Origin of the sequence: Bacillus cihuensis (genome assembly GCF_000504145.1) — a bacterium.
Taxonomy (GTDB): domain Bacteria; phylum Bacillota; class Bacilli; order Bacillales; family DSM-1321; genus Peribacillus; species Peribacillus huizhouensis.
The window spans coordinates 75,954-95,227 of sequence record NZ_AYSD01000017.1; the positions used below are offsets into that span (position 1 = coordinate 75,954).

Annotated in this window: 24 protein-coding genes and 2 pseudogenes; 11 read left to right on the forward strand and 15 right to left on the reverse strand. The window is 35.3% G+C overall.

Annotated features, from left to right (window positions below; genetic code table 11):
• Window positions 1-529 precede the first annotated feature (529 nt).
• Complete coding sequence (locus tag V179_RS0103925; protein ID WP_407637226.1) at window positions 530-2,233, forward strand: sodium:solute symporter family protein; 1,704 nt, start codon at window positions 530-532, stop codon at window positions 2,231-2,233.
• A 157-nt stretch (window positions 2,234-2,390) separates the two neighbouring features.
• Window positions 2,391-2,612: a DUF1641 domain-containing protein gene (locus tag V179_RS32295; protein ID WP_051404827.1), complete on the forward strand. Its 222-nt coding sequence runs from the start codon at window positions 2,391-2,393 to the stop codon at window positions 2,610-2,612.
• Window positions 2,613-2,745: 133 nt separating this feature from the next.
• On the opposite strand, the pseudogene V179_RS29595 reads toward V179_RS32295, so the two are convergent.
• Window positions 2,746-3,362 (reverse strand): annotated as a pseudogene (locus tag V179_RS29595) (Tn3 family transposase); the annotation flags it as partial.
• Between the two features lie 278 nt (window positions 3,363-3,640).
• Between V179_RS29595 and cudC the strand changes: the two are divergent.
• A complete protein-coding gene (gene cudC / locus V179_RS0103940; protein ID WP_028390373.1) occupies window positions 3,641-4,207 on the forward strand; it encodes a choline uptake/conversion transcriptional regulator CudC in 567 nt (188 codons plus the stop codon).
• Window positions 4,208-4,412: 205 nt separating this feature from the next.
• On the opposite strand, the gene V179_RS30960 is transcribed toward cudC, so the two are convergent.
• Window positions 4,413-4,553 carry a hypothetical protein gene (locus V179_RS30960; RefSeq protein ID WP_154663989.1) on the reverse strand — a complete coding sequence of 47 codons (141 nt, stop codon included), beginning with the start codon at window positions 4,551-4,553 and terminating at the stop codon, window positions 4,413-4,415.
• A 12-nt stretch (window positions 4,554-4,565) separates the two neighbouring features.
• Window positions 4,566-4,904, reverse strand: a complete 339-nt coding sequence (locus V179_RS0103950) for a hypothetical protein (RefSeq protein ID WP_028390374.1) — start codon at window positions 4,902-4,904, stop codon at window positions 4,566-4,568.
• Window positions 4,905-5,640: 736 nt separating this feature from the next.
• On the opposite strand from V179_RS0103950, the gene V179_RS0103960 reads away from it, so the two are divergent.
• Together V179_RS0103960 and V179_RS0103965 are read left to right on the forward strand one after the other, a co-directional pair.
• Window positions 5,641-6,435, forward strand: a complete 795-nt coding sequence (locus tag V179_RS0103960; protein WP_161632335.1) for a ParA family protein — start codon at window positions 5,641-5,643, stop codon at window positions 6,433-6,435.
• Window positions 6,407-6,826: a CopG family ribbon-helix-helix protein gene (locus tag V179_RS0103965; protein WP_028390376.1), complete on the forward strand. Its 420-nt coding sequence runs from the start codon at window positions 6,407-6,409 to the stop codon at window positions 6,824-6,826. The genes V179_RS0103960 and V179_RS0103965 overlap by 29 nt, the downstream gene beginning before the upstream one ends.
• Before the next feature lie 149 nt (window positions 6,827-6,975).
• Here the strand turns inward: V179_RS0103965 and V179_RS0103970 are convergent, their stop codons facing one another.
• The 3 genes and pseudogenes from V179_RS0103970 to V179_RS0103975 form a co-directional block, all read right to left on the reverse strand.
• The gene (locus tag V179_RS0103970) at window positions 6,976-7,326 is read right to left on the reverse strand and encodes a GntT/GntP/DsdX family permease (RefSeq protein ID WP_028390377.1); all 351 of its coding nucleotides are present in this window, start codon (window positions 7,324-7,326) and stop codon (window positions 6,976-6,978) included.
• A gap of 453 nt (window positions 7,327-7,779) precedes the next feature.
• Window positions 7,780-8,028, reverse strand: a pseudogene (locus tag V179_RS31500) (cation transporter); the annotation flags it as partial.
• A 469-nt stretch (window positions 8,029-8,497) separates the two neighbouring features.
• A complete protein-coding gene (locus V179_RS0103975; RefSeq protein ID WP_028390378.1) occupies window positions 8,498-9,829 on the reverse strand; it encodes a cation:proton antiporter in 1,332 nt (443 codons plus the stop codon).
• A 180-nt stretch (window positions 9,830-10,009) separates the two neighbouring features.
• On the opposite strand from V179_RS0103975, the gene V179_RS27005 reads away from it, so the two are divergent.
• The 4 genes from V179_RS27005 to V179_RS0103995 all read left to right on the forward strand — a co-directional run bounded on the left by V179_RS27005 (window position 10,010) and on the right by V179_RS0103995 (window position 11,624).
• Window positions 10,010-10,342 (forward strand): PepSY domain-containing protein, encoded by a 333-nt coding sequence (locus tag V179_RS27005; protein WP_051404828.1) that lies wholly within the window; start codon window positions 10,010-10,012, stop codon window positions 10,340-10,342.
• A gap of 56 nt (window positions 10,343-10,398) precedes the next feature.
• Window positions 10,399-10,788 (forward strand): hypothetical protein, encoded by a 390-nt coding sequence (locus V179_RS0103985; RefSeq protein WP_028390379.1) that lies wholly within the window; start codon window positions 10,399-10,401, stop codon window positions 10,786-10,788.
• Window positions 10,789-10,879: 91 nt separating this feature from the next.
• Window positions 10,880-11,269, forward strand: a complete 390-nt coding sequence (crcB, locus tag V179_RS27010) for a fluoride efflux transporter CrcB (protein ID WP_051404829.1) — start codon at window positions 10,880-10,882, stop codon at window positions 11,267-11,269.
• Window positions 11,262-11,624, forward strand: coding sequence for a fluoride efflux transporter FluC (locus V179_RS0103995; protein WP_028390380.1), 363 nt, complete (start codon window positions 11,262-11,264; stop codon window positions 11,622-11,624). Before crcB ends, V179_RS0103995 begins: the two co-directional genes overlap by 8 nt.
• A gap of 31 nt (window positions 11,625-11,655) precedes the next feature.
• Here V179_RS0103995 and V179_RS0104000 read toward each other — a convergent pair whose 3' ends face one another.
• The gene (locus tag V179_RS0104000; protein ID WP_152534693.1) at window positions 11,656-12,051 is read right to left on the reverse strand and encodes a hypothetical protein; all 396 of its coding nucleotides are present in this window, start codon (window positions 12,049-12,051) and stop codon (window positions 11,656-11,658) included.
• A gap of 978 nt (window positions 12,052-13,029) precedes the next feature.
• Between V179_RS0104000 and V179_RS0104005 the strand changes: the two genes are divergently transcribed.
• Window positions 13,030-13,302 (forward strand): hypothetical protein, encoded by a 273-nt coding sequence (locus V179_RS0104005; RefSeq protein WP_028390382.1) that lies wholly within the window; start codon window positions 13,030-13,032, stop codon window positions 13,300-13,302.
• Between the two features lie 189 nt (window positions 13,303-13,491).
• Here V179_RS0104005 and V179_RS30495 read toward each other — a convergent pair whose 3' ends face one another.
• Genes V179_RS30495 through V179_RS27015 form a run of 3 tightly spaced genes read right to left on the reverse strand, consistent with a single transcriptional unit; the run spans window position 13,492 to window position 14,349 of the window.
• Window positions 13,492-13,659, reverse strand: a complete 168-nt coding sequence (locus tag V179_RS30495) for an FbpB family small basic protein (RefSeq protein ID WP_152534694.1) — start codon at window positions 13,657-13,659, stop codon at window positions 13,492-13,494.
• Between the two features lie 14 nt (window positions 13,660-13,673).
• The gene (locus V179_RS30965; RefSeq protein ID WP_154663990.1) at window positions 13,674-13,817 is read right to left on the reverse strand and encodes a hypothetical protein; all 144 of its coding nucleotides are present in this window, start codon (window positions 13,815-13,817) and stop codon (window positions 13,674-13,676) included.
• 13 nt (window positions 13,818-13,830) lie between these two features.
• Window positions 13,831-14,349 carry a flavodoxin domain-containing protein gene (locus V179_RS27015; protein ID WP_051404831.1) on the reverse strand — a complete coding sequence of 173 codons (519 nt, stop codon included), beginning with the start codon at window positions 14,347-14,349 and terminating at the stop codon, window positions 13,831-13,833.
• A 291-nt stretch (window positions 14,350-14,640) separates the two neighbouring features.
• Between V179_RS27015 and V179_RS29605 the strand changes: the two genes are divergently transcribed.
• Entirely contained in the window at window positions 14,641-14,775 is a 135-nt protein-coding gene (locus tag V179_RS29605; RefSeq protein WP_407637227.1) for an FbpB family small basic protein, read from the forward strand.
• Window positions 14,776-15,095: 320 nt separating this feature from the next.
• Here V179_RS29605 and V179_RS0104030 read toward each other — a convergent pair whose 3' ends face one another.
• The 5 genes from V179_RS0104030 to V179_RS0104050 form a co-directional block, all read right to left on the reverse strand.
• A complete protein-coding gene (locus V179_RS0104030) occupies window positions 15,096-15,428 on the reverse strand; it encodes a metal-sensitive transcriptional regulator (protein WP_200868655.1) in 333 nt (110 codons plus the stop codon).
• A 68-nt stretch (window positions 15,429-15,496) separates the two neighbouring features.
• Window positions 15,497-16,300, reverse strand: coding sequence for a helix-turn-helix domain-containing protein (locus V179_RS0104035; protein WP_028390384.1), 804 nt, complete (start codon window positions 16,298-16,300; stop codon window positions 15,497-15,499).
• Between the two features lie 80 nt (window positions 16,301-16,380).
• Window positions 16,381-17,334, reverse strand: a complete 954-nt coding sequence (locus V179_RS27020) for a PDR/VanB family oxidoreductase (protein ID WP_034300501.1) — start codon at window positions 17,332-17,334, stop codon at window positions 16,381-16,383.
• 23 nt (window positions 17,335-17,357) lie between these two features.
• Window positions 17,358-18,158 carry a dimethylamine monooxygenase subunit DmmA family protein gene (locus V179_RS0104045; RefSeq protein ID WP_028390385.1) on the reverse strand — a complete coding sequence of 267 codons (801 nt, stop codon included), beginning with the start codon at window positions 18,156-18,158 and terminating at the stop codon, window positions 17,358-17,360.
• An 18-nt stretch (window positions 18,159-18,176) separates the two neighbouring features.
• Entirely contained in the window at window positions 18,177-19,172 is a 996-nt protein-coding gene (locus tag V179_RS0104050; protein WP_051404832.1) for a heme-dependent oxidative N-demethylase family protein, read from the reverse strand.
• Window positions 19,173-19,274 lie beyond the last annotated feature (102 nt).

The following is a 19,274-nucleotide window of genomic DNA, read 5'->3' on the forward strand; positions in this document are numbered from 1 at the left end:
AGTGAAAAGTAAAAATTTCCGTTTATACATTCACTCCTTGGATAGATTTTCACTCCCTGTAAAAGATATGGGTAAATGTTGCGAACGCTTACAAAAAGACACCTCAGAATACTTTCTAGGCTTATCCTCATAAAATTCTTTTCCCCTAGAGATTCAATAAAAAACTCAAATTTAATAAATCATTCAACAATTAGTCCTTATTGTCCTATATCTAAAAATATTAATTTTGAAACTTAGATGGGGCTGCTTTGGCTAGTTAAGATTATTAATAAATTTCAACTCAATATGGGTAAATAAATCATTTTGATGTTTAAACTATTTTTTATACAAGTCTAGTGAAGAGTGAACCAAGTAAAGTTGAAGCAATACATGCCCACCCCTCAGATGATGATCAAATAATATGAACATCTAATATTAATATTACACATATCTGCATCAAGTTCGTACCTCTCCTTCAAGTTCAAAAGGGTATTTAGATGGCGTGATCACGTAAATCGAACTGTCTAACCATATTTTTATGAAAGAAGGAATGTATATGAGTGGAAACCAGGAACATCAGACACAAACCTTTGAACAAACTACTACTAAGCCTTCGGAAAATCCGAGGCGTCAAATTTTTTGGACTCCTTTGAGAACAGCTATTGCTGGGTTTATTGTATTCACTAGTTTTACAGTGATTTATTCTGTTTTGACCAAAAAGTCCATTTATTGGCCAGGTTTGTTCATTATGCTCAGCCTATATTGTGTTTTCTATTACATTGGTGCAAAAGCAGTTGGGAAAAAACGAGGAAAAACGGATGACATGCTCGTTGCTGGGAGATCAATGCCCCTTTGGCTATCGATGTTTACGATGACGGCTACATGGGTTGGAGGCGGATATATCGCAGGAACAGCCGAAACAATCCATTCTTCTGGTATAACTTGGACACAGGCACCATGGGCATATGGAATCAGCCTTATTTTTGGCGGTTTATTTTATGCACGTAAAATGAGGCGAATGGAATTTATGACAATGCTTGACCCGTTAGAATCCCGTTTTGGACATAAAGTAGCGGGACTTCTCTATTTCCCTGCCCTTCTCGGAGAGTTATTTTGGAGTGCCGCTATGTTAACGGCACTAGGGACAACATTTAGTGTTATTCTCGGTTTAAGTTTTACCGTTTCAATTATTATTTCGGCAATTGTAGCTACTGCTTATACAGTCGTAGGGGGGCTTTGGGCAATCGCTCATACTGATGTATTACAAATTACGATTATGTTTATTGGTTTACTATTAGTTTTACCGTTCGCTTTCTCTCACGTAGGCGGTTTTCAAGTAGCCTTTGATAATTATGCTGCCAACATGCAAGGTGCACTAAGTATCTTTCCTCCGTTAGCTGGGTGGAATGATCCCGAATGGGGAAATTTATATTGGCATTGGTGGGACTACGCGCTTTTATTGGTATTTGGGGGGATCCCTTGGCAAATCTATTTCCAGCGTGTGCTTTCTGCTAAAAATGAAAATGTGGCGATGTGGTTATCTATTTGGGCTGGAGTGTTATGTATATTGTGTGCGCTTCCACCTGCTTTAATTGGAATTGCCGGTTTTAGCGCTGATTGGGCATCACTAGGTACCTCAGCCCCAGAAAACTCTTCCATGATTCTAACCTATGTATTTAAATATATGACACCAGGGCTAGTTGGTGCAATCGCCCTTGGCGGATTGGCCGCAGCTGTTTTATCAGCAGTAGCCGCATCACTACTATCCGCATCAGGTATGGCTTCTTGGAACGTTTATCGTCCGATTATTAAACCAAAAGCAAGTGCTGGACAATTACAAAAAGTTATTCGAAGCAGTATCATTATTATTGGGGTTGGTTCAACATTAATTGCTTTAAATGCAAAAAGCGTTTATGCATTATGGTACTTATCCAGTGACATGGTCTATTGCATTTTATTTCCACAATTGACTTGTGCCCTATACTATAAATGGGCTAACTGGTACGGAGCACTTTCTGGTTTTATTGTTGCTCTCGTATTAAGGGTTGGGGGTGGTGAACCGCTACTCGGATTGCCTGCTTTAATTCCTTATCCTTTAATAGAGGATGGAACGGTATATTTCCCTTTCCGTACAACGGCTATGCTTGCTGGATTAATTACTATTCTCGTGGTCTCTTATTTAACCCGACATAAATGCCCTCCATTACCGCTTCGAAACTTGAACAATGATAAAAATGGGCAATCTATAGCTTGATAAAAATCAAAAAAGACGATGGACTCTAACCGGAAGTACAGGAATCTTTAACCTTTATTATAGAAAACCTACCGAAGTTAGTAGAGATGCTTACCTTTATCAACGAATCTTACGATACTGCACAATCCATTATGAAAGATCGTGTTCTCATTAATGATTGGGTGGGTGGTTTCCGGAATTTGTCGATCCATTAGTTGGTAAAGTTAAAGAATTTGCGGCAACAGCTATTGAAGCGAGTGATCGAATGCACAAGAATCAACCAACACCTATTAGCTTGTTTGGACTGTTGCGAATGCTAAAAGATCCACAGGTACAAAAAATGTTCCAATTTGTACAAGCCTACTCAGAAATAGCGTTTGAAAAATATACAAAACAATAGACCTTACTAACCATCAAGCTCAGTTTAGCTTATTGGGGTCCTGCCGACAAAACGCAGATATTATACGCTAAGGGATTCTTTAGAATCAAAAACCCTGATTTTTCTACGTTAAGGAGAAAAATCAGGGTTTTATTTATATCCTAAGTGGACGTAGTGAATGGATAGAATTTGAAATCTCAGGCTTAAATGAATATTCACCCAAGAAGCTAACGTGTTCCCATCCCAAAGGGGATATGAGGAAGTAATTCCTCTTTAAATTTTCCTATCGTTTTCAAATGTTCAATTGCTTGTGATAGATACACGGTATTCCAAATACTAATAACATTTATTATGAGGTTTAAGGATCTGGCACGCTGTAATTGATCTTGTAATGCTCTTTCCCTAGGTTCCCCATTTCTCCCAAAGAAAATAGCTCGTGCCAATGCATTCATAGCTTCTCCTATATTTAATCCACGTTGAATTCTCCGACGCAATGTTTCGGTAGAAATAAATCTAATATAAACAAAGTTTTATCTATACGCCCCATCTCACCTAAAGTTGTCACAAGGCTATTTTGACGAGAATAAGAACCTAGTTCTCCCATGATAAGAGAAGCAGAGACCGTACCTTCACGAATGAATGTGCCAACCTTAATACATCATCATAATTTTCCTAAATGATCTTGGTGTTAAGTCTTCCACGTAGCAACTTCTCCATTTCTGGATATAGGTCTGGCTTTTTAAATGAATAAAATTTTGAATCTGCGAGGTCCCACTTTGTAAAGGTAATTTAATATTGTTAATTAATGGTAGTGATTCATTCCCCGACAATAACTAGTTATTAGTGTCAAATTAGTATTTTATTTAACCAAAAGGCACCTTCTTATTATAAGGTTAACCATTTATTTCTGGTTAGCCTATTTCATATGGGTTATGATTTAAGTAGTCTGGGTAGGACAATCAGCTCGTGGGAATGAACCCCGACCGGAATCAAGTCCTAAGGTCGTGAACAACCTGCCCTACGAAATAATTTGAAAGGGGGAGTTACACATGGACGAAAACAAACAGCCGTCTGCTGAATCAGAAATCAACCAAGCCGAGGAAATAGTCATTCATGCCATTGCCGAAACGATGGATTTATACGGTATCACCCCGTCAATTGGCCGACTTTATGCCATTATGTACTTTAAACAACATCCGATGACTCTTGATGAAATGAAAGACGATGTCGGTATGAGTAAACCCAGTATGAGCACAGCAGTTCGCCAATTACAGGAAATCAACATCGTCCAGAAGATATGGCAAAAGGGCTCTAGGAAGGACCATTTTGTGGCTGAGAAAAACTTCTTTAATTATTTTAGCCAATTTTTTGGAAGTAAATGGAGAAGAGAGGCTGAGTTGAACCTTTCCGCCATTGAACAAGCGGAACATCGACTTCAAGCAGTCATGGAAAATGAAAAAAACGAAGAAAGGTTAAAAGAAAGAGCGAGGCAAGACTTGCAACAGTTAGAGGAATATAAGAAATACTGTTATTGGCTCCAACAACTGGTGGATTCATTCGAGTCCGGTCAAATTTTTGAATTTTTACCGGTGGACAATTCAATTTCAAAGACATAAGGACAAGTAGAGGAACTCCCGAATTATAGTTGGAGAAGGTCTCAAAGGATCGAATGAATATTATATACAAATGCTATTTTACATAATGCAAGTTATTAGAAGTTAAAAAAAACGAACCCCCTTACGCTCAAGGGGGTTAAGCATGTGGAGTTGCCCATTATTGTTGCTTTGTAATAAAGTTTAATCAAAAATACCTCACAAACCCTTATTTTACGGTAAAAACGAAAGCAAATCCGAAAATAGTAGTGAGAAGAAGATGGATGCCTGAAATAATCCAAGTGATGGGGTTTTTGAGAATGGCAATGGTTCCAGCAACTTTTGCACCTTTCTTCAAAACTCCTTGCATAGGAACTCCTTTCTAAGATCGACTCTGACACAATGATTCAGATTGTAACGAAACCACTTCTAATGACGCCAGGTGCCTCTCTCGAATATCATTTTCACTCTTTTTCTGCTTCCTGATCTTTTGACTTCCTTCTCTCGGAACGTATAACGTGTTTTCGGAAGGTGTTGTATTTGCTTTTCTGGCATCGATTTTCTGTTGAATTTCCCACTGAGTTAGATGCTTGATCGGTTCTCTTGAAGCAGCTACTTCTTGTTGACTTTCCATTCTGGTTGCTGGGTTACGATGCGGTGAAGGTTGATTTTCAGGGTTAGTTGATCCAACTGTCCGTTGACTAGTTGGCTTAGGCGCCACTTATTTTCTGCTATCTTGTCTATTTGAATTCGGAAGATCCGAACTAGAATGACGTTCATATTTTGTACCAACTGAAAAAGTAACTGTTTTACCCATTTATTTATCCTCCTATTTTAACCCTGTTTGGATTCACTTTTAATAAGCAGCTTTTGGTATTCCTTCTTCTTATCTTTGTGTTAGTATCTCTTTTGGAAAGCTTGCCTTATCATTGTATACAATGACTATTACCTTAACTATCTTCTCGATTAATCATTTCATTCTGCTACTTTCGCTTCAGTCGATATGCTGATCCATTTAAATCATTTACAACATATATGTCAACATATATGTTATTGTTATTGCTATCATTATTAACATTTGTAATATATATAATATCCATACTATACGTATGGATCTCACCGTATATTTCTACTATCATGGCACTCCAATATCACAATCATCTTTTCTTTTATTCCCCTCTACCAATTATCAAAATCATCTAACAGAGTCTTATAGCTGCAATTAGATAACAATAACAATATCAACAATTATAAAATATATTTCTATTAATTACGTTATCACTATATACATTAATAACGTTTTTAAAACATATGTCATTATATATGTTAATATATACATTAACATATATAATATTGAATATTCTGGATATAAATATGATGATAACTAGCAATTAATATTGCTATGATTGATTACAAGTATCAAATCCCCACCGTATCTATCGAAAGAGGTGTTAATGTTGACAGCAAAAATAATAACATTTGGAATTAGTAAAGGTGGTTGTTCCAAGTCGATGAGCAGCGGAATTACCTCTTATCTATTAAGTAAAGAGGAAAAAGTTTTGGCGATTGATATGGATGGGCAAGGGAATTTAACGAGCTTTTTGACCGGCGAATATGACATATGCAACGCCTTTGAAGAAAGAACCATTTTAGAAGCCATTTTAAATGAAGACTCGCGATCGTATATCATAAAAATTAAAGAGAATTTGGATTTAATCCCTTCTAATGATTTTCTAGCTACTTTACCTAGAAAAATGTATGAAAAAGGCCTGAATCTAGATGCTTTACAAAAAGCACTCCAGCCTGTTATGGAGGATTATGATTGGATTATTATAGACACCCCCCCTGCATTATCCGAACAAACCGTCATGCCTTTAAGTACATACTCAGAAGCTGGTAGTTATGCCGTTGTTATGTTCGATGGCTCGATGTTTGCATATTATGCTATTCCAAAATTCTTAGAGATTATTGAAGGGGCAAGAGAACGATATAACCCTACTTTAAAAACAGCCGGAATTCTATTTTCCCTTATTGATGCTAGAGCAAAAGAAAATGAAGTCATGCAGGAAGCCATTGAAGAAGAGTACCCTAACCTAAAGTTTGAAACGACCATAAGAAGAAAAGCTTCTACGAGACGGATAGCTATATCAGGATTTGAAGGAAACTCAGAACTGAAAAACGCATTAGAATTTTACAATCCTTTTGTACAGGAGTTGAAAAAACGTGTCCAACAAAAACAACCTCAAAGATAAGATTAAAAAGCCAAATGCTACTCAGGCGTTCTTTAATTCGTATGATTTAGAGAAAGATAATAACAAAATTAACATCAAAGATGAGAACAAAGATGTTGTCGTAAACAACAATAAAATAGACAACAACATTGAAACATATGTCAATAATGACAATGTTGTTATTGTTAATGATGTTGATGATGCTGATGATTACTTTAGGAATTTAGCGTCTGGAAAAAAGGTAGTGAAGAAAAAACCGAAGAAAGTCTTCACCTCATTCTATATGGACACTGACCTGGCTATTGAAATAGATAAAATTGCAGCTAGGGGAAAAAAGGGGGACAAGTCTAAGCTTATTAACCAAGCAATAAGGAGGTTATTGGAAGAGTACGAAGTTTTAGAAAAAAAATAATCGTCTTTACAACTACAAAACAAAGTTGCCGGCACTAAGCCGGCTTATATATCCCTGCTAATAGAATTTTTTTCTATCCTATGATTTGCTCATTTTTTCCTAATCGATAATTTATATCTTATTCTCCGAGGTTTGAAATCTCTCGACAATTAAGTCAAATTATATCCGACAATATTGAGCACCCATTGAACATTTTTCACACAAAACTTTTTCAATAGGGCTGATGCAATACGTTGTGCAGCACCAGAGTCAACCATTAATTTTCCAAGTACGGCACCAAAACCAATAATAAGTGCTAAGCTACCAAGAGTGCTTCCAAGACCGGCTTTCGCTGTCACAACAATAGATGTTGGAGTCATGCCATTTAAAATCCCGACTAATATAGCTGAAATGATTGGAGCATCGACACTGTGAAGCTTCACTTTCATGTTTAAGAATAAGAGTAATGCTACACCAAGTACTAAAGATATAATCGGCATGTTATGTAGGAACCAATCCATTTATTCTCCCCCTGTAGTACGGTCTTTAGTTAGGTAATTCCTCCCTCTTTGTTATTGCTTTCTCAATCGGTTATTTAAATTAATTACTATAAGATGTACTCACCCAAAAACATGTGGACTACCGTTAGTTTGTCCCTCGCCCTATAATGGAATTTCACATCTGTTCGTTTTATTATCTCTTGCTTTCCATTGTTTGGAGATAAGATTTCTTTATTACTTGTTCCACAATATCACCAACTTAAAGATAATATTGCTTCTTTTAATATTACTTAATTAAACGAATGCCGTTAACTGCATCAGAAAAGACGCTACTGATCTGCTTCTGATATTAAAGTGAAGCGCACTATTGCTTCATACTGACTGACCCATTTTAAAAGGAGCTTAATGAAATTATATAGGTTAAAGATAAAAGTGATAATTATATTTTATTTCTTATCATACTCGGCTTCAAATTTGGCCTTTCAATGACCCTAAGGATGGTCCAAAATCTGCAGGCTTCTGAGAAAGTTTCAATACAATTTAAACCATAATAAACGCAATAATATCGGTTGTTTTATTTAAACCATCGGCCTTTAAGTTATCTGAATTTTCCGTATACCCAATCACTAACTTTAAGGCAGATAATCATATATAAGCATGAATACTTATAATAGCTCCACGTTCTCCAAGCTTTAAGTCATCATGATATTTTTGCTGGTCCATAGAGCCACTTCCATTATATCCCTTAAACATTTAAACATACTGACAAGTAGTATGCGAGTGGGTCTACAGAAATCTTTTTTCACTTTTCTACAAAAACAACCACTATAAAAAGAAATTGGACATAGCAAGAATCATTTGATAAAAAAACATCCCCAATGATAAAGAGATGGTAATTGATGCATTGAATAGACAAGGGAGAATAGCCTACTAAACAAGCAGACCTTGTTAATTTATTGGCTCTGGCCTTTAGTATTTACATATATAAAGGTATATTTTCCTTTCTTACAGGCTGTAGTGCCACCCCAAAACAATAGACTACCAACATCTATTAAGCCCCTTATTTCTAAAGAAATTAGCTAGTATTAAAGGTAGTTACTCAATAAAACTTCTTAATACACAACTTAAACACAACGAATAAATATTCCTGTAATAAAAAAAGCAAAGACCTTTCTCTTCTTATCAAAATGACTTATTTTAATTTTTCAACATCAGATAAAGCTGCTTTGTTAACGGATTGTTCATCCAACTTCTTTATCTCATCACCTGGCATTAATCTCCAACCTTTGTTTACGACAAAACGAAGCCAAGTTCCAGGAAACCAAGAAGTGACTAAGGCTAACATAACAAGAACCGCAAAAAATTCCTGGTTAATAATCCCTGAAGAATAAGCGACTGAAGAAAGAACGATCCCTGGTCCCCCACGATCGTTAATAGCTATTCCTAAATTGATGCTCGTAAGTGGATCTTGCTTTATCATTCGCGATGTTATATAGACAGCAATTGTTTGTGTTAGCGTAGCAAATAATAAGTAGCCGAGGAAAAAGAGTGGATCAAAGTGGTTAACAAGATTCAGCTGTAATCCGACTATTGAAAAATAAAGGGGAATAAACCAGGAAAAAGAAATATTAGAAACTTCATATTCAATTCTCTCTGAAACGGCTTTAGGCATTGCTAACTTGACAACTATTCCAGCTAGAAGCGCACCAAAAATGGTTTCTACATGTACAAATCCGGCTATTGCAGCTAGCATGAACATCGTAAATAAGAAGTAGCCAAGATTAGATGATTTGAATAATAAATTATGCTTCAGAAAGGTAAGTCGATTAAATAAGAAGTATCCAAATAGTAATGTTCCGGCTATGAATCCTAAGCTTAAAGATATACTTTTAAACCCTGTACCAAAGGTATACATCCCCTCATTACTTGCAAGAGCTGTCGCAAAGCCTAAGGCAACCCATAAGAAAACATCATGTATGCCTGCACATGCAATAACGATCTTTGCAAACCGTGTGTTCATAATACCCAAGTCATTGAAAATTTTAGATATAACTGGTATGGAGGTTATAGCTATGGAAACAGCCATGACAATTTTCATAGCGAGTATATCTTGCGCCGTCCCTAAATAAGAAGAGACGTTAAACAAATCGGTGGCCAACCATCCAACAATAAAAGCAGGTATGGTCGAACCAAAGACTAAGGCCGAAGTAATTTTCATATCCTCTCTGCTAAAATTGTTCTGAAATTTAAGTCCTGAGCTGAACATAAGCATTAGTAAACCAAATTGATATAGAAGCCCAAACAACTTGTCTTCACCCGGAAAGCCCAAAAAAATCCAATGAAATACATCTGGAAAGAAATGACCCAACAATGTCGGACCGAGCACCAACCCTGCTGAAACTTCGCCAATAACCTTAGGAATGTAACAGCGTTGTGCTATATATCCAAATAAATGAGCACAAGCAAGTAAACAGCCCATCGCGAATAAGAAATGACTAATTTCCGACCCATTTAAACTAAACATATTACAACTCCTTTGTATGCCCAATTACATATCTGTATGATTGTACAGGTTTGCTTCTAATAAGGTATGCGTATATATGTCCAAGGTATAGACGAAAGTTTATTTTAAGGAAAATTCCGAAGATGATTGCCTGAATAATTCAAGATAAGTTTCGCATACTAAAAGAAAAGGAGTGAAAATATGAGGAATACTCTAAGGTTCATATTATTAATAATATTTAGTCTACTTTTAAATCTAAACAGTCAGACTGTCGAGGCAAAAGAGGTCAGTCCCCCTGAAATCAACATGGAAAGAGCTAAACAAATTGCTCTGGAACAAGTTAGTGGCAAAATCATTAGCGCCACAACAGAAGAAGACGATGGAAAGACTAAATATGAAATTATCGTTCAAGCGAAAGATGGCAGATATGAAATAGAAATCGATAAAATTACGGGGAAAGTTCTAGAGGTTGAAAAAGAAGGCACTAATGACGATGATGATCGGCATGAAGAGGACGATCGATATGATGATTAATATACTATATTGAATTACTTAAGTTGATTACGCAAAACGATAAAAGGGGTTCTGAAATGATAAATAAATGGCTTTGCTGCTTTGTATTCACCTTCAGTTCCTTGTTTTTTTCTGTAAATGAGATGACTCAAGCAGAAGGTGTCAATCATCCCAAACAATCGAAAACAGTTACGTATGACCCTGAAATGAACTGCACAAGAAATACCAATCTCACCGCAGCTCAAAAGAAACAGCTTGACACTATTTATAATCGCATTTACAAAGATTATATTGATTTAATTGAGGTATACGCTTGGTCAGGTGCTCTAACAGAAGACCAAAAAAAATTAAGATATAGGATGTTAAACAATTATATAAAAACTTTCTACAAAAGAGATTATAAATGGTGCTCTGAGCATGAATCTGATGAATGGGAAGAAGAGTGGTATGACAATGACGAGGATTAATATCGAATCAGATGAACAAATTGTTCATCTGATTCTTTTTTTACTTACTTTGCATAAAATGTACAAGTAAAAAAAGAAAAGACGGGTGCCTATGAATTATGTTGCGATAGGTGTTGGTGGAGTTATAGGTGCAATATTACGATATTTAATCACGGATTGGTTCATAAGTTTTGGTAGTTTTTTTGCTATTGGAATCCTTTGCGTAAATGCAATAGGATGTTTTTTATTTGGTTATCTTCAAGGACTAGCAAGAGCTTATGAAATCCCAAATTGGGTGGTCATGGGTCTAGGAACGGGACTTATAGGAGCGTTTACAACTTTTTCAACTTTTAGTATGGAAGTTATTCATTATATCGAGCAAGGAGAAATCTTTCGTTCATTTTTATATGTAATGGTTAGTTCTATTATGGGATATTTCCTTGTTTATTTAGGGTTTATTCTCACAGAACCTAGGAAGAAGGGCGTTGATCGTCATGGGTAATCATATATGGCTGATCGGATTCGGTGGATTTGTCGGGGCAATCGTAAGGTATTTGGTCACTATTTATTTCTCAAGATTTTTTCCAATCGGAACATTATTCGTTAATATTACTGGTTCTTTTTTTATGGGAATCCTCACAGCAATTGAGTGGTTATCTATTCCTGTTAGTCTATTAGTGGGTACAGGTTTTTTAGGAGCATACACCACTTTCTCTACCTTGAATTTTGAATTATTGATGTTCAAGAAAAACAGACGGCATGTCCTTTTTGTTCTCTATATAATAAGCAGCTATTGCCTTGGGTTATTGTCAGCAGCCTCGGGATACTGTATTGGAAAGATTCTATTCGACGGATAAATTTGAAGATAATGATCCAATTAACAGTATGTTATTCCGTCATAATTTTAATTTTACCCCTGGAAATATTACAATTACTTAAGACCTCAATTCTATATTCCTCTCCGTATGGAATATTTGTAAACGCGATATTAAAACAGTTCGGACTTTTATAATCTCCGTAAACAACAACTTGGCCATATACTTTTGTTTTTCCCCACCAATTTTGTTCCACGACTGAATATTGTATAGGACTATCTACACCTAAAACCTTCTGATATCCGATAAGAGTAATACCCTGTTTGTTCACAGTAAAGCGAGAACTGTAAAAACAGCCACATTCAACTCCTAACCCCCATTTTATATACTCAGATTTTTTATCAACCATTTTTAGAATCATAATAATTGTAAAAACCACGACACACGTCATGATAATAAGAGTATTCATTTGTACAATCACCCCCCACCTTCTTATATTGTTTGCATCGACTTTAAAAATGGTTACAGCCAATCTCGGCTTTCAACACCTATTTTCAAAAACTCATACATAACTCCATTAGGTTAAGCCATATATTTCAATAAATATATGGCTGAGAAGTTGTAGTTCAATCATATGGCCCGATTGCTGAATAAAAAAAATCCTGTATTTCAGTACAGGATTTTTGATCGAACTTTTTACATTAATGTACTATGGTTATTAGAGGATAATTAGTTCAATATATGAGCTACTATCCTCTTTTTTAATATATTTTAGAATTATAAACTATACTAAAAGTTTCTAGTTTGAAAAATTGGTATACCATCAAAACGCCCAATACCCGGAATATCAACCCCTGCCACAATTGAACCCTAATCATTACTAGTATCATAATCGTATGATTCCATATCAGCAAATGTTTCAAATATATTCTCCGCAGTTATGGTACCCTCAGCCTCGATCGAACCAAGGACAGTATATTCAGGATGAGGTTGAAAATTATCCAGGACATCATAATAATAAAAAGCTTCTTTTACACCTATATATTAAAGGTTACCTTATCATGGGAGGTTAAATAAATGTTTGAATATCATTGCTATGTATCCAATGCTGGTTAAATCTCTTTCATTTTATAATAGGCGTATCTAATTTGTTATTTTATCTGTTTCCGTGTGAGAGGTGTGATACAGGATAAAAGTCATTTCCGTTAAAACTCGGTCCCCTTGCCTTTAGCGAATGGAAATTGCCTTTTTATTTGTCAGTATCAAGTTTTATTTAATAGAATTATGAACCTATAAATCTAGCAGAATCCAAAAAGTATTGCTATATAAAGACAACTGTTAAAGTATTTTAACTGATACAGACTATATGTATCAGGATTTGAAGGAAACTCAGAACTGAAAAACACATTAGAATTCTACAATCCCTTTGTACAAGGGTTAAAAAAACGTGCCTAGCAAAAACAACCTCAAAAATAAAATAAAAAAGCCATATGCTACACAGGCGTTCTTTAATTCTAATGATATAGAACAGGATGACAACAATAACAAAGACATTGATGTTGACAACGAAAATAAAACATATGTCAACAATAACAATGTTGTTATTGTTAATAATGATAATTACTTTAGGAACTTAGCGTCTGGAAAAAAAGGTACCGAAGAAAAAGACGAAAAGTCTTCACCTCATTCTATATGGATGCTGACCTGGCTATTGAAGTAGGTAACATTGCAGCTAGGGGGAAAGAGGAGGATAAGTCTAAGCTTATTAACCAAGAAATTGGTAAATCTTTGGAAGATTACCTTGTTTTAAAAAAATAATCGTCTTTCCCGATACAAAACAAAGTAACCGGTATTAAGCAAATAATACTAAAACGCGGAAGACGTTGTTTTCCGCGTTTGGGGAACTTTATTAAGTAGTGTTATTATTTATTTCTTTTTTGCCATTTTCATTTTTTAATGCAATTCTTGCATTTTGATCTAGTTTTTTAAAAATACGCTCCAATTCATTTTTATCTTTCAACAAACGTTCTCGGTTTTCTTTGACAAGTTCATTAAAATTTTTACTCTTTCGATGCATTCACAATTCACCTCTTACATGGTTGAATTCTCGTTCAAGAACAAAAATGGGAAGTTCATATAACTTTTATCGTATTTTTTATAAATTCCACATTTCAATAGTTCTTGAATCAACTCTTCTTTATTTGGTGTTTCATATATATTTGTTTGATTCATCATGAAGAATCCTCCTTCATAAAGATGCAGGCTTTGCATAATGCAGGATGTTCAGTGCACGACTTCTCAAAAATAATCGCCATTTCTTCCGTTTGGTACTCCACATAAGAACCTGATCAGCAAAGTCCTCGCACCTCTTTATTTGATTATATGTAGTAGTCTTTTGATGAATTTTTAAAGTTTCACCATATACATTTGACCCGTGGTCCTTCATTTTTTTCAATAGCATATCTATAGCTGTATAGGCATTTGTATAGGATAAATCATCAGAGCCGAAACATGCCACTTTTACTCCATAAACATCTGCCTGTCCGAGTTCTTCATAAAATTCTATTGCCTCATATGGCAATTCATCCTTATTCCATGTATATGAACCGATAAAGACCAAATCATAGTCCTTTAAGGTATCGGTTTCTAACCTATCCAATCTTTCCATTTCTACTTTGCATCCAGCAGCAGCCAATCTATCCTTAATGATTACAGCCATTTTCTCTGTATTACCAGATAAACTGATATATCCAATGAATACCTTCATTAAACCCACCTGCCTAATTGAGAATTATTTTCAATATAATTTAAGTATAGTTGAAAATGATTATCAATGTCAATTAATTATGTTTTTTAATAATCGTCACCTCTTTCATTTAAACAGATATACATATAGAATTTTAGTTTTCAATCGACATGAACTTCTGCCTCAAAGACTAGACTCCCTCAAAAACACAATAATTTACAAAACTATTGAATGATTGTCACACAAAAATAACAGAATAATTTTATTATTGAAGTAAGTGTTTTTTTAGAAAGTAGGGAAAGGAGTATCATGTTGAAAAAGCTTAACAAGAAATCATTTAAAGACCTTTTGCAAGAGAATAAACAAGAATTACTTAATGATAAACAAGCAATTGAAAAAATTGAAATACGGTTAGAACAACGACATGAACATAAAAAGCTAGCTTAAAAACAGCTAGCTTTTGTATCATATACAATTCGATTTCGTTTACTTTCACAAAGTTGGCATCTTAGGATGGTGTAAAAGGCCTTTTTTCATAAGGCGGTTGGTTTCAGGAGATTTACTCTTCTATTTGGTTGCATGCCAAATATTTCTGGAAGGAAATATAAGAGGAGATTTCCCTCCAGAAATGTTTGATTTCTTTATTTTTCAAAAGATTCTTATTCAATATCACAATTCGCTGTTTCTTTAGCGTCTATCAAACTTTCTATATTGTCTCAATATCAAGCTACATAAAGACCATTACTCTGTCTCTATTCATGTCGCTCTCATCGTTTCATTAGCTTTTGAACGGTTATTAGTACTTCATCAATAACTTCTGAATCCCCCTCATTCAGCCGGTCTACTACACAGGTTTTCAGATGCCCTTCTAATAAAATTTTAGCAACACTATTTAGGGCACTTTGAGTTGCTGCTATCTGGGTTATGACGTCATCGCAGTACGTATCCTTCTCAATCAACCCTTTAATTCCTCGTATTTGACCCTCTATGCGATTTAAACGTGTTGTTAAATTTCTTTTTACAGTTGCAGAATTGTGACTTTTTCTATTTTGAGTGGAGGTTACACTGCATTCATCATGAATTAAATGATCAGTCTCCATAATTACTTTCGCCATTTTTCATCCACCTTGCACATATGATACTAACCGATTTATATCACATCGTTCTGTCAGCGATAGAGGCTACCTATAAATTGGGTCGGAGCTACATGTACAAATTTCTTAAAGCCCTTAATAAAGTGCGCCTGATCATAATAACCATTTTGATATACGATATCCGCTAGATTATGAGCATTATTTTCAAAAATCATCGCTAATGAATTTTGAAATCTAACAATTTCACTAAATTGCTTTGGTGAAAAGCCGATCACCTCTGCAAACTTCTTGCGAATATACCGATCTGAATATCCGGTATCTTCCGTTAAATCGTTTATACTAATGTTCCCGTTCGATAAGTAAATTTTTTTAATACAATAATTCATAACATTCTGACTACTGTTTTGATTCATCATGCTTTTAATAAATACTTCAAATAGACGTATTCTCTCAACAAAGCTACTTGCATGTAATATATTCTCCATCAGGAATGGATCAACAGATATAAGATCATTTAAAGGGATTTTTTTACCTAGAAGATCCCTCATGGAATAGTTTATTTTCAAAAGCCCCTGCTCAGGTTGAAATCTAACACCAAAATATTCACAGCCTTCTTGAAAATCAAGTTGCTGTTCTCTCCGCTCCAGTGGGCTTGTCCATAGAAAAATAGATGAATGTTTTGGACAACAACAAAATAATAAATCAAAGCAACCATCAGGTATAAGTGCAAAAGGATTGATTGTTTCTTTTTGGGTTGTAAACTGATAATATAAGGCTATGTCTTTACCGATGAGACGATTTAACGGTCTCTGCTCGATATAATGATCCATCTTATACTGAACTTCGGGTTGAGATGGGAAATAAGTAAGGGCTTTCATTAGGTTGCACTCCCCTGATTCATACACGTTCAATACAGTGTACTAACATTTTAATGATTATATCAGAATATTCATTCATCTCATAAGTCCAAAACTAGACATCCTTTGGCTCTTGAAACACATGTCAAAACGACATTCGCTTCTTTCTTTTCTTCATCGGTAAGAAACACATCTCTATGATCGACTTCTCCTTTTAACACATTCACTTGACAGCTGCCACATCCACCAACTTTACAAGAATAGGGTGCGTCAATATCATTTTCCAGTAAAACATCTAATAAAGTGGCTCCTTCAGGAACTTGAAGAACCTGCTTACTTTGTTTCAATTCCACTTCAAATGCATACAATGGACCAAAATCCGGCGGTGTGAAAAGCTCAAAATGAATACTACTTTCAGGGTATCCATATAATTTTGCAGCTTCTGCAAATTCCTTTACCATTCCTTCCGTTCCACAAAAATAAACATGAGTGCCGATTGGTTGGTTTTTCATCACTTCCGTTGTCATTCTTCGATCGGTTCTGGAAAAGTAGAAATGAGTTTCTTCTGGATAAACAGATGACAGAAAAGGATAAAACGCGCACAATTCTTTTGAAGGAGCTGCATAATGTAATTCAAACGTTTTTCCTTGCTTTTTTAAATGAGACGCCATCGCGAGAAACGGCGTAATCCCAATACCAGCCGCAATAAAGACATGATGTTTGGCACTAAAGCTAAGAGGGAAATGGTTTTTCGGATAACTTATTTCTAGTTGATCGCCTTCTTTTATTTGATCATGCCAATACACAGAACCGCCTCTTGAGTTTGTATTTCGGCCCACAGCAATTTGATAATATTCATTTTGATCGATATCATTTGTTAATGAATAATGGCGTTCAAAGAGGTTTTTTTCACTCTTAATCTTTGTCGTAATATGGGCGCCGCCGCTAAAACGTGGCAAAGCAGAACCGTCTGCTGCTTTTAACTGAAAACTTCTAACTGATGGCGATTCAATTGTTATTTTATCTACAATAACATCAATGGTACCCGTAGCCATTTTGTCAACTCTCCTTTCTAAACTTAGACCACATGGATATAGCCTAAGTATGCATCCAGTCTTTTTGAAAAATGATTAGAAACATCGAGGACAGTATGACAATGTACACATGTTATTTCATCACTGTTTGTCTTCAGATTATGATTGTAACATTTTACACAATATACTTTTTCCTCTTTGATTCCAATCTCTTTTGTTTGTATTTCTGCATCTGTAAACCCTACTGAATATGCAACTTGTTTAACATCTCGAACCATGGACCAATCCCCAGATATAAACAATTTTGTACCAATTAATTGTTTATCCAAAACGTCTTGAACGTCTTCAGCAACAAAAGATGATAACATAGTTACGCGATGACCATGCTTCTGTTGAAGATAATCCAAAATAGGATCTTTTTCCTCAGCTAACACAAATACATGAAATTCTATATTTTTTAATGAAAGAAAATCAATTTCAGCCAAATTTACAAACAGGGCCGATTGATCGATAAGCAATAGCATTTTTTCGCAGCTATGATGAAGTTCAAAGTATGGATCTTCCTCGACTACCAATTCAAATTCCTGATCTTTGAGCTCTTCTACTAAGCGCATTTTTTCTTGTTTTGGATAAGTTGTTGTATTCATGACAAGGCGATATGTTCCTTCCTGTTTACCGGTTTCAACCAAATAAACAGGAAGCTTGTACTGAGTTTGATTGCATATAATTTGCTTCGCAAAGCCTATCGTTTGAGAATTAGAACCGGAAAGCAATTTCACTTCTGCTATAAATCCTTGATCAAATGAATTCTCTACTTGTATTACTCTGCCTTTAACTGTATTCAATTGTCCTCATCCCTTTAGTTAATTTGAAAAAGTCTCTTCTAGCTTTTTTTCCAAATATGTGACTAATTGATCTTTATAGAAAAGTAAACCTTTGTATTCTGCTATATCATCTGCCAAATCAACTAGTACATTGCGAAGTTGGCCCGTCCATTTGCGATTTTCGGTTAATTCTTCTAATGAAATAATATGGGTATGGATACTGAATAAAATTCCATTGCTACGTGGGAGACGGAATAATCTCTGATCTTCAACCCTAAAATATACTAGCTTTCCTGCATTTTCACTTGTTACATCGTCTTTTTTCGGTCCCCACTCATCAAACGTTTCAGGTGATGTACCAAGAATTGGCTCAACGGTCATTGTCCAATTAAATCGAGTCCACGGTTTTCCAGCTTCCATTCTTAAAATGAATCCGCGGATTTTCTCAGCTAACCCAGTATTCGTAAAACGGGATGGCACAGGAAAATGAATAGATAAAAAGTCCATACCTAGATCGAATGCCAGGGACCAATTGGCTGGGAAACATAATTGTCCCGCGTCAAGGAAAAGATCACCGTCTTTTTGTGCAAGATAAATCAAATCTGCTTGAACATGGCGACCAATAAAGTCTAATGGCTCATACGGTAAACTGGAACAATCGCCGAAAGTAAATGAATATTCTTCTTCAAGGATGTTATTTTGGAACGTCCACTGATTTCCATTTTTAAAGACACTGAAATAATTCGGGTGAATGGATGCCATCTCATCCATAATCATCTCTAATATTTCCCATTGTGCTTCAATAGAATGAGGGTAAGATTGATAGGTTTGTTCTTTTCTGCTATCTAGAAGTTGCCGCTTTAGTTTGATTTCCTCAATATATTCAGGTGTAATATCAAGCACAAACGGCGGATCAAGTGGTGTGGAGTTGTTTGAAAAATCATGGGAGTCTCCCTTAAATGGGAAAGGGAAACGGTCGACTTTAGGCCGATTAGGAATTTCTGCTTTTATAGGGGTAGGAGTACTTTTTTCCATTATTTTCTCTCCTTGATAAAAGATTCGTCTTTTTTTAGAAAAAACATTCTATAGGAACCAAACTACCTATAGAATGTCTTTTAGTACATAAAATTTTTGTCG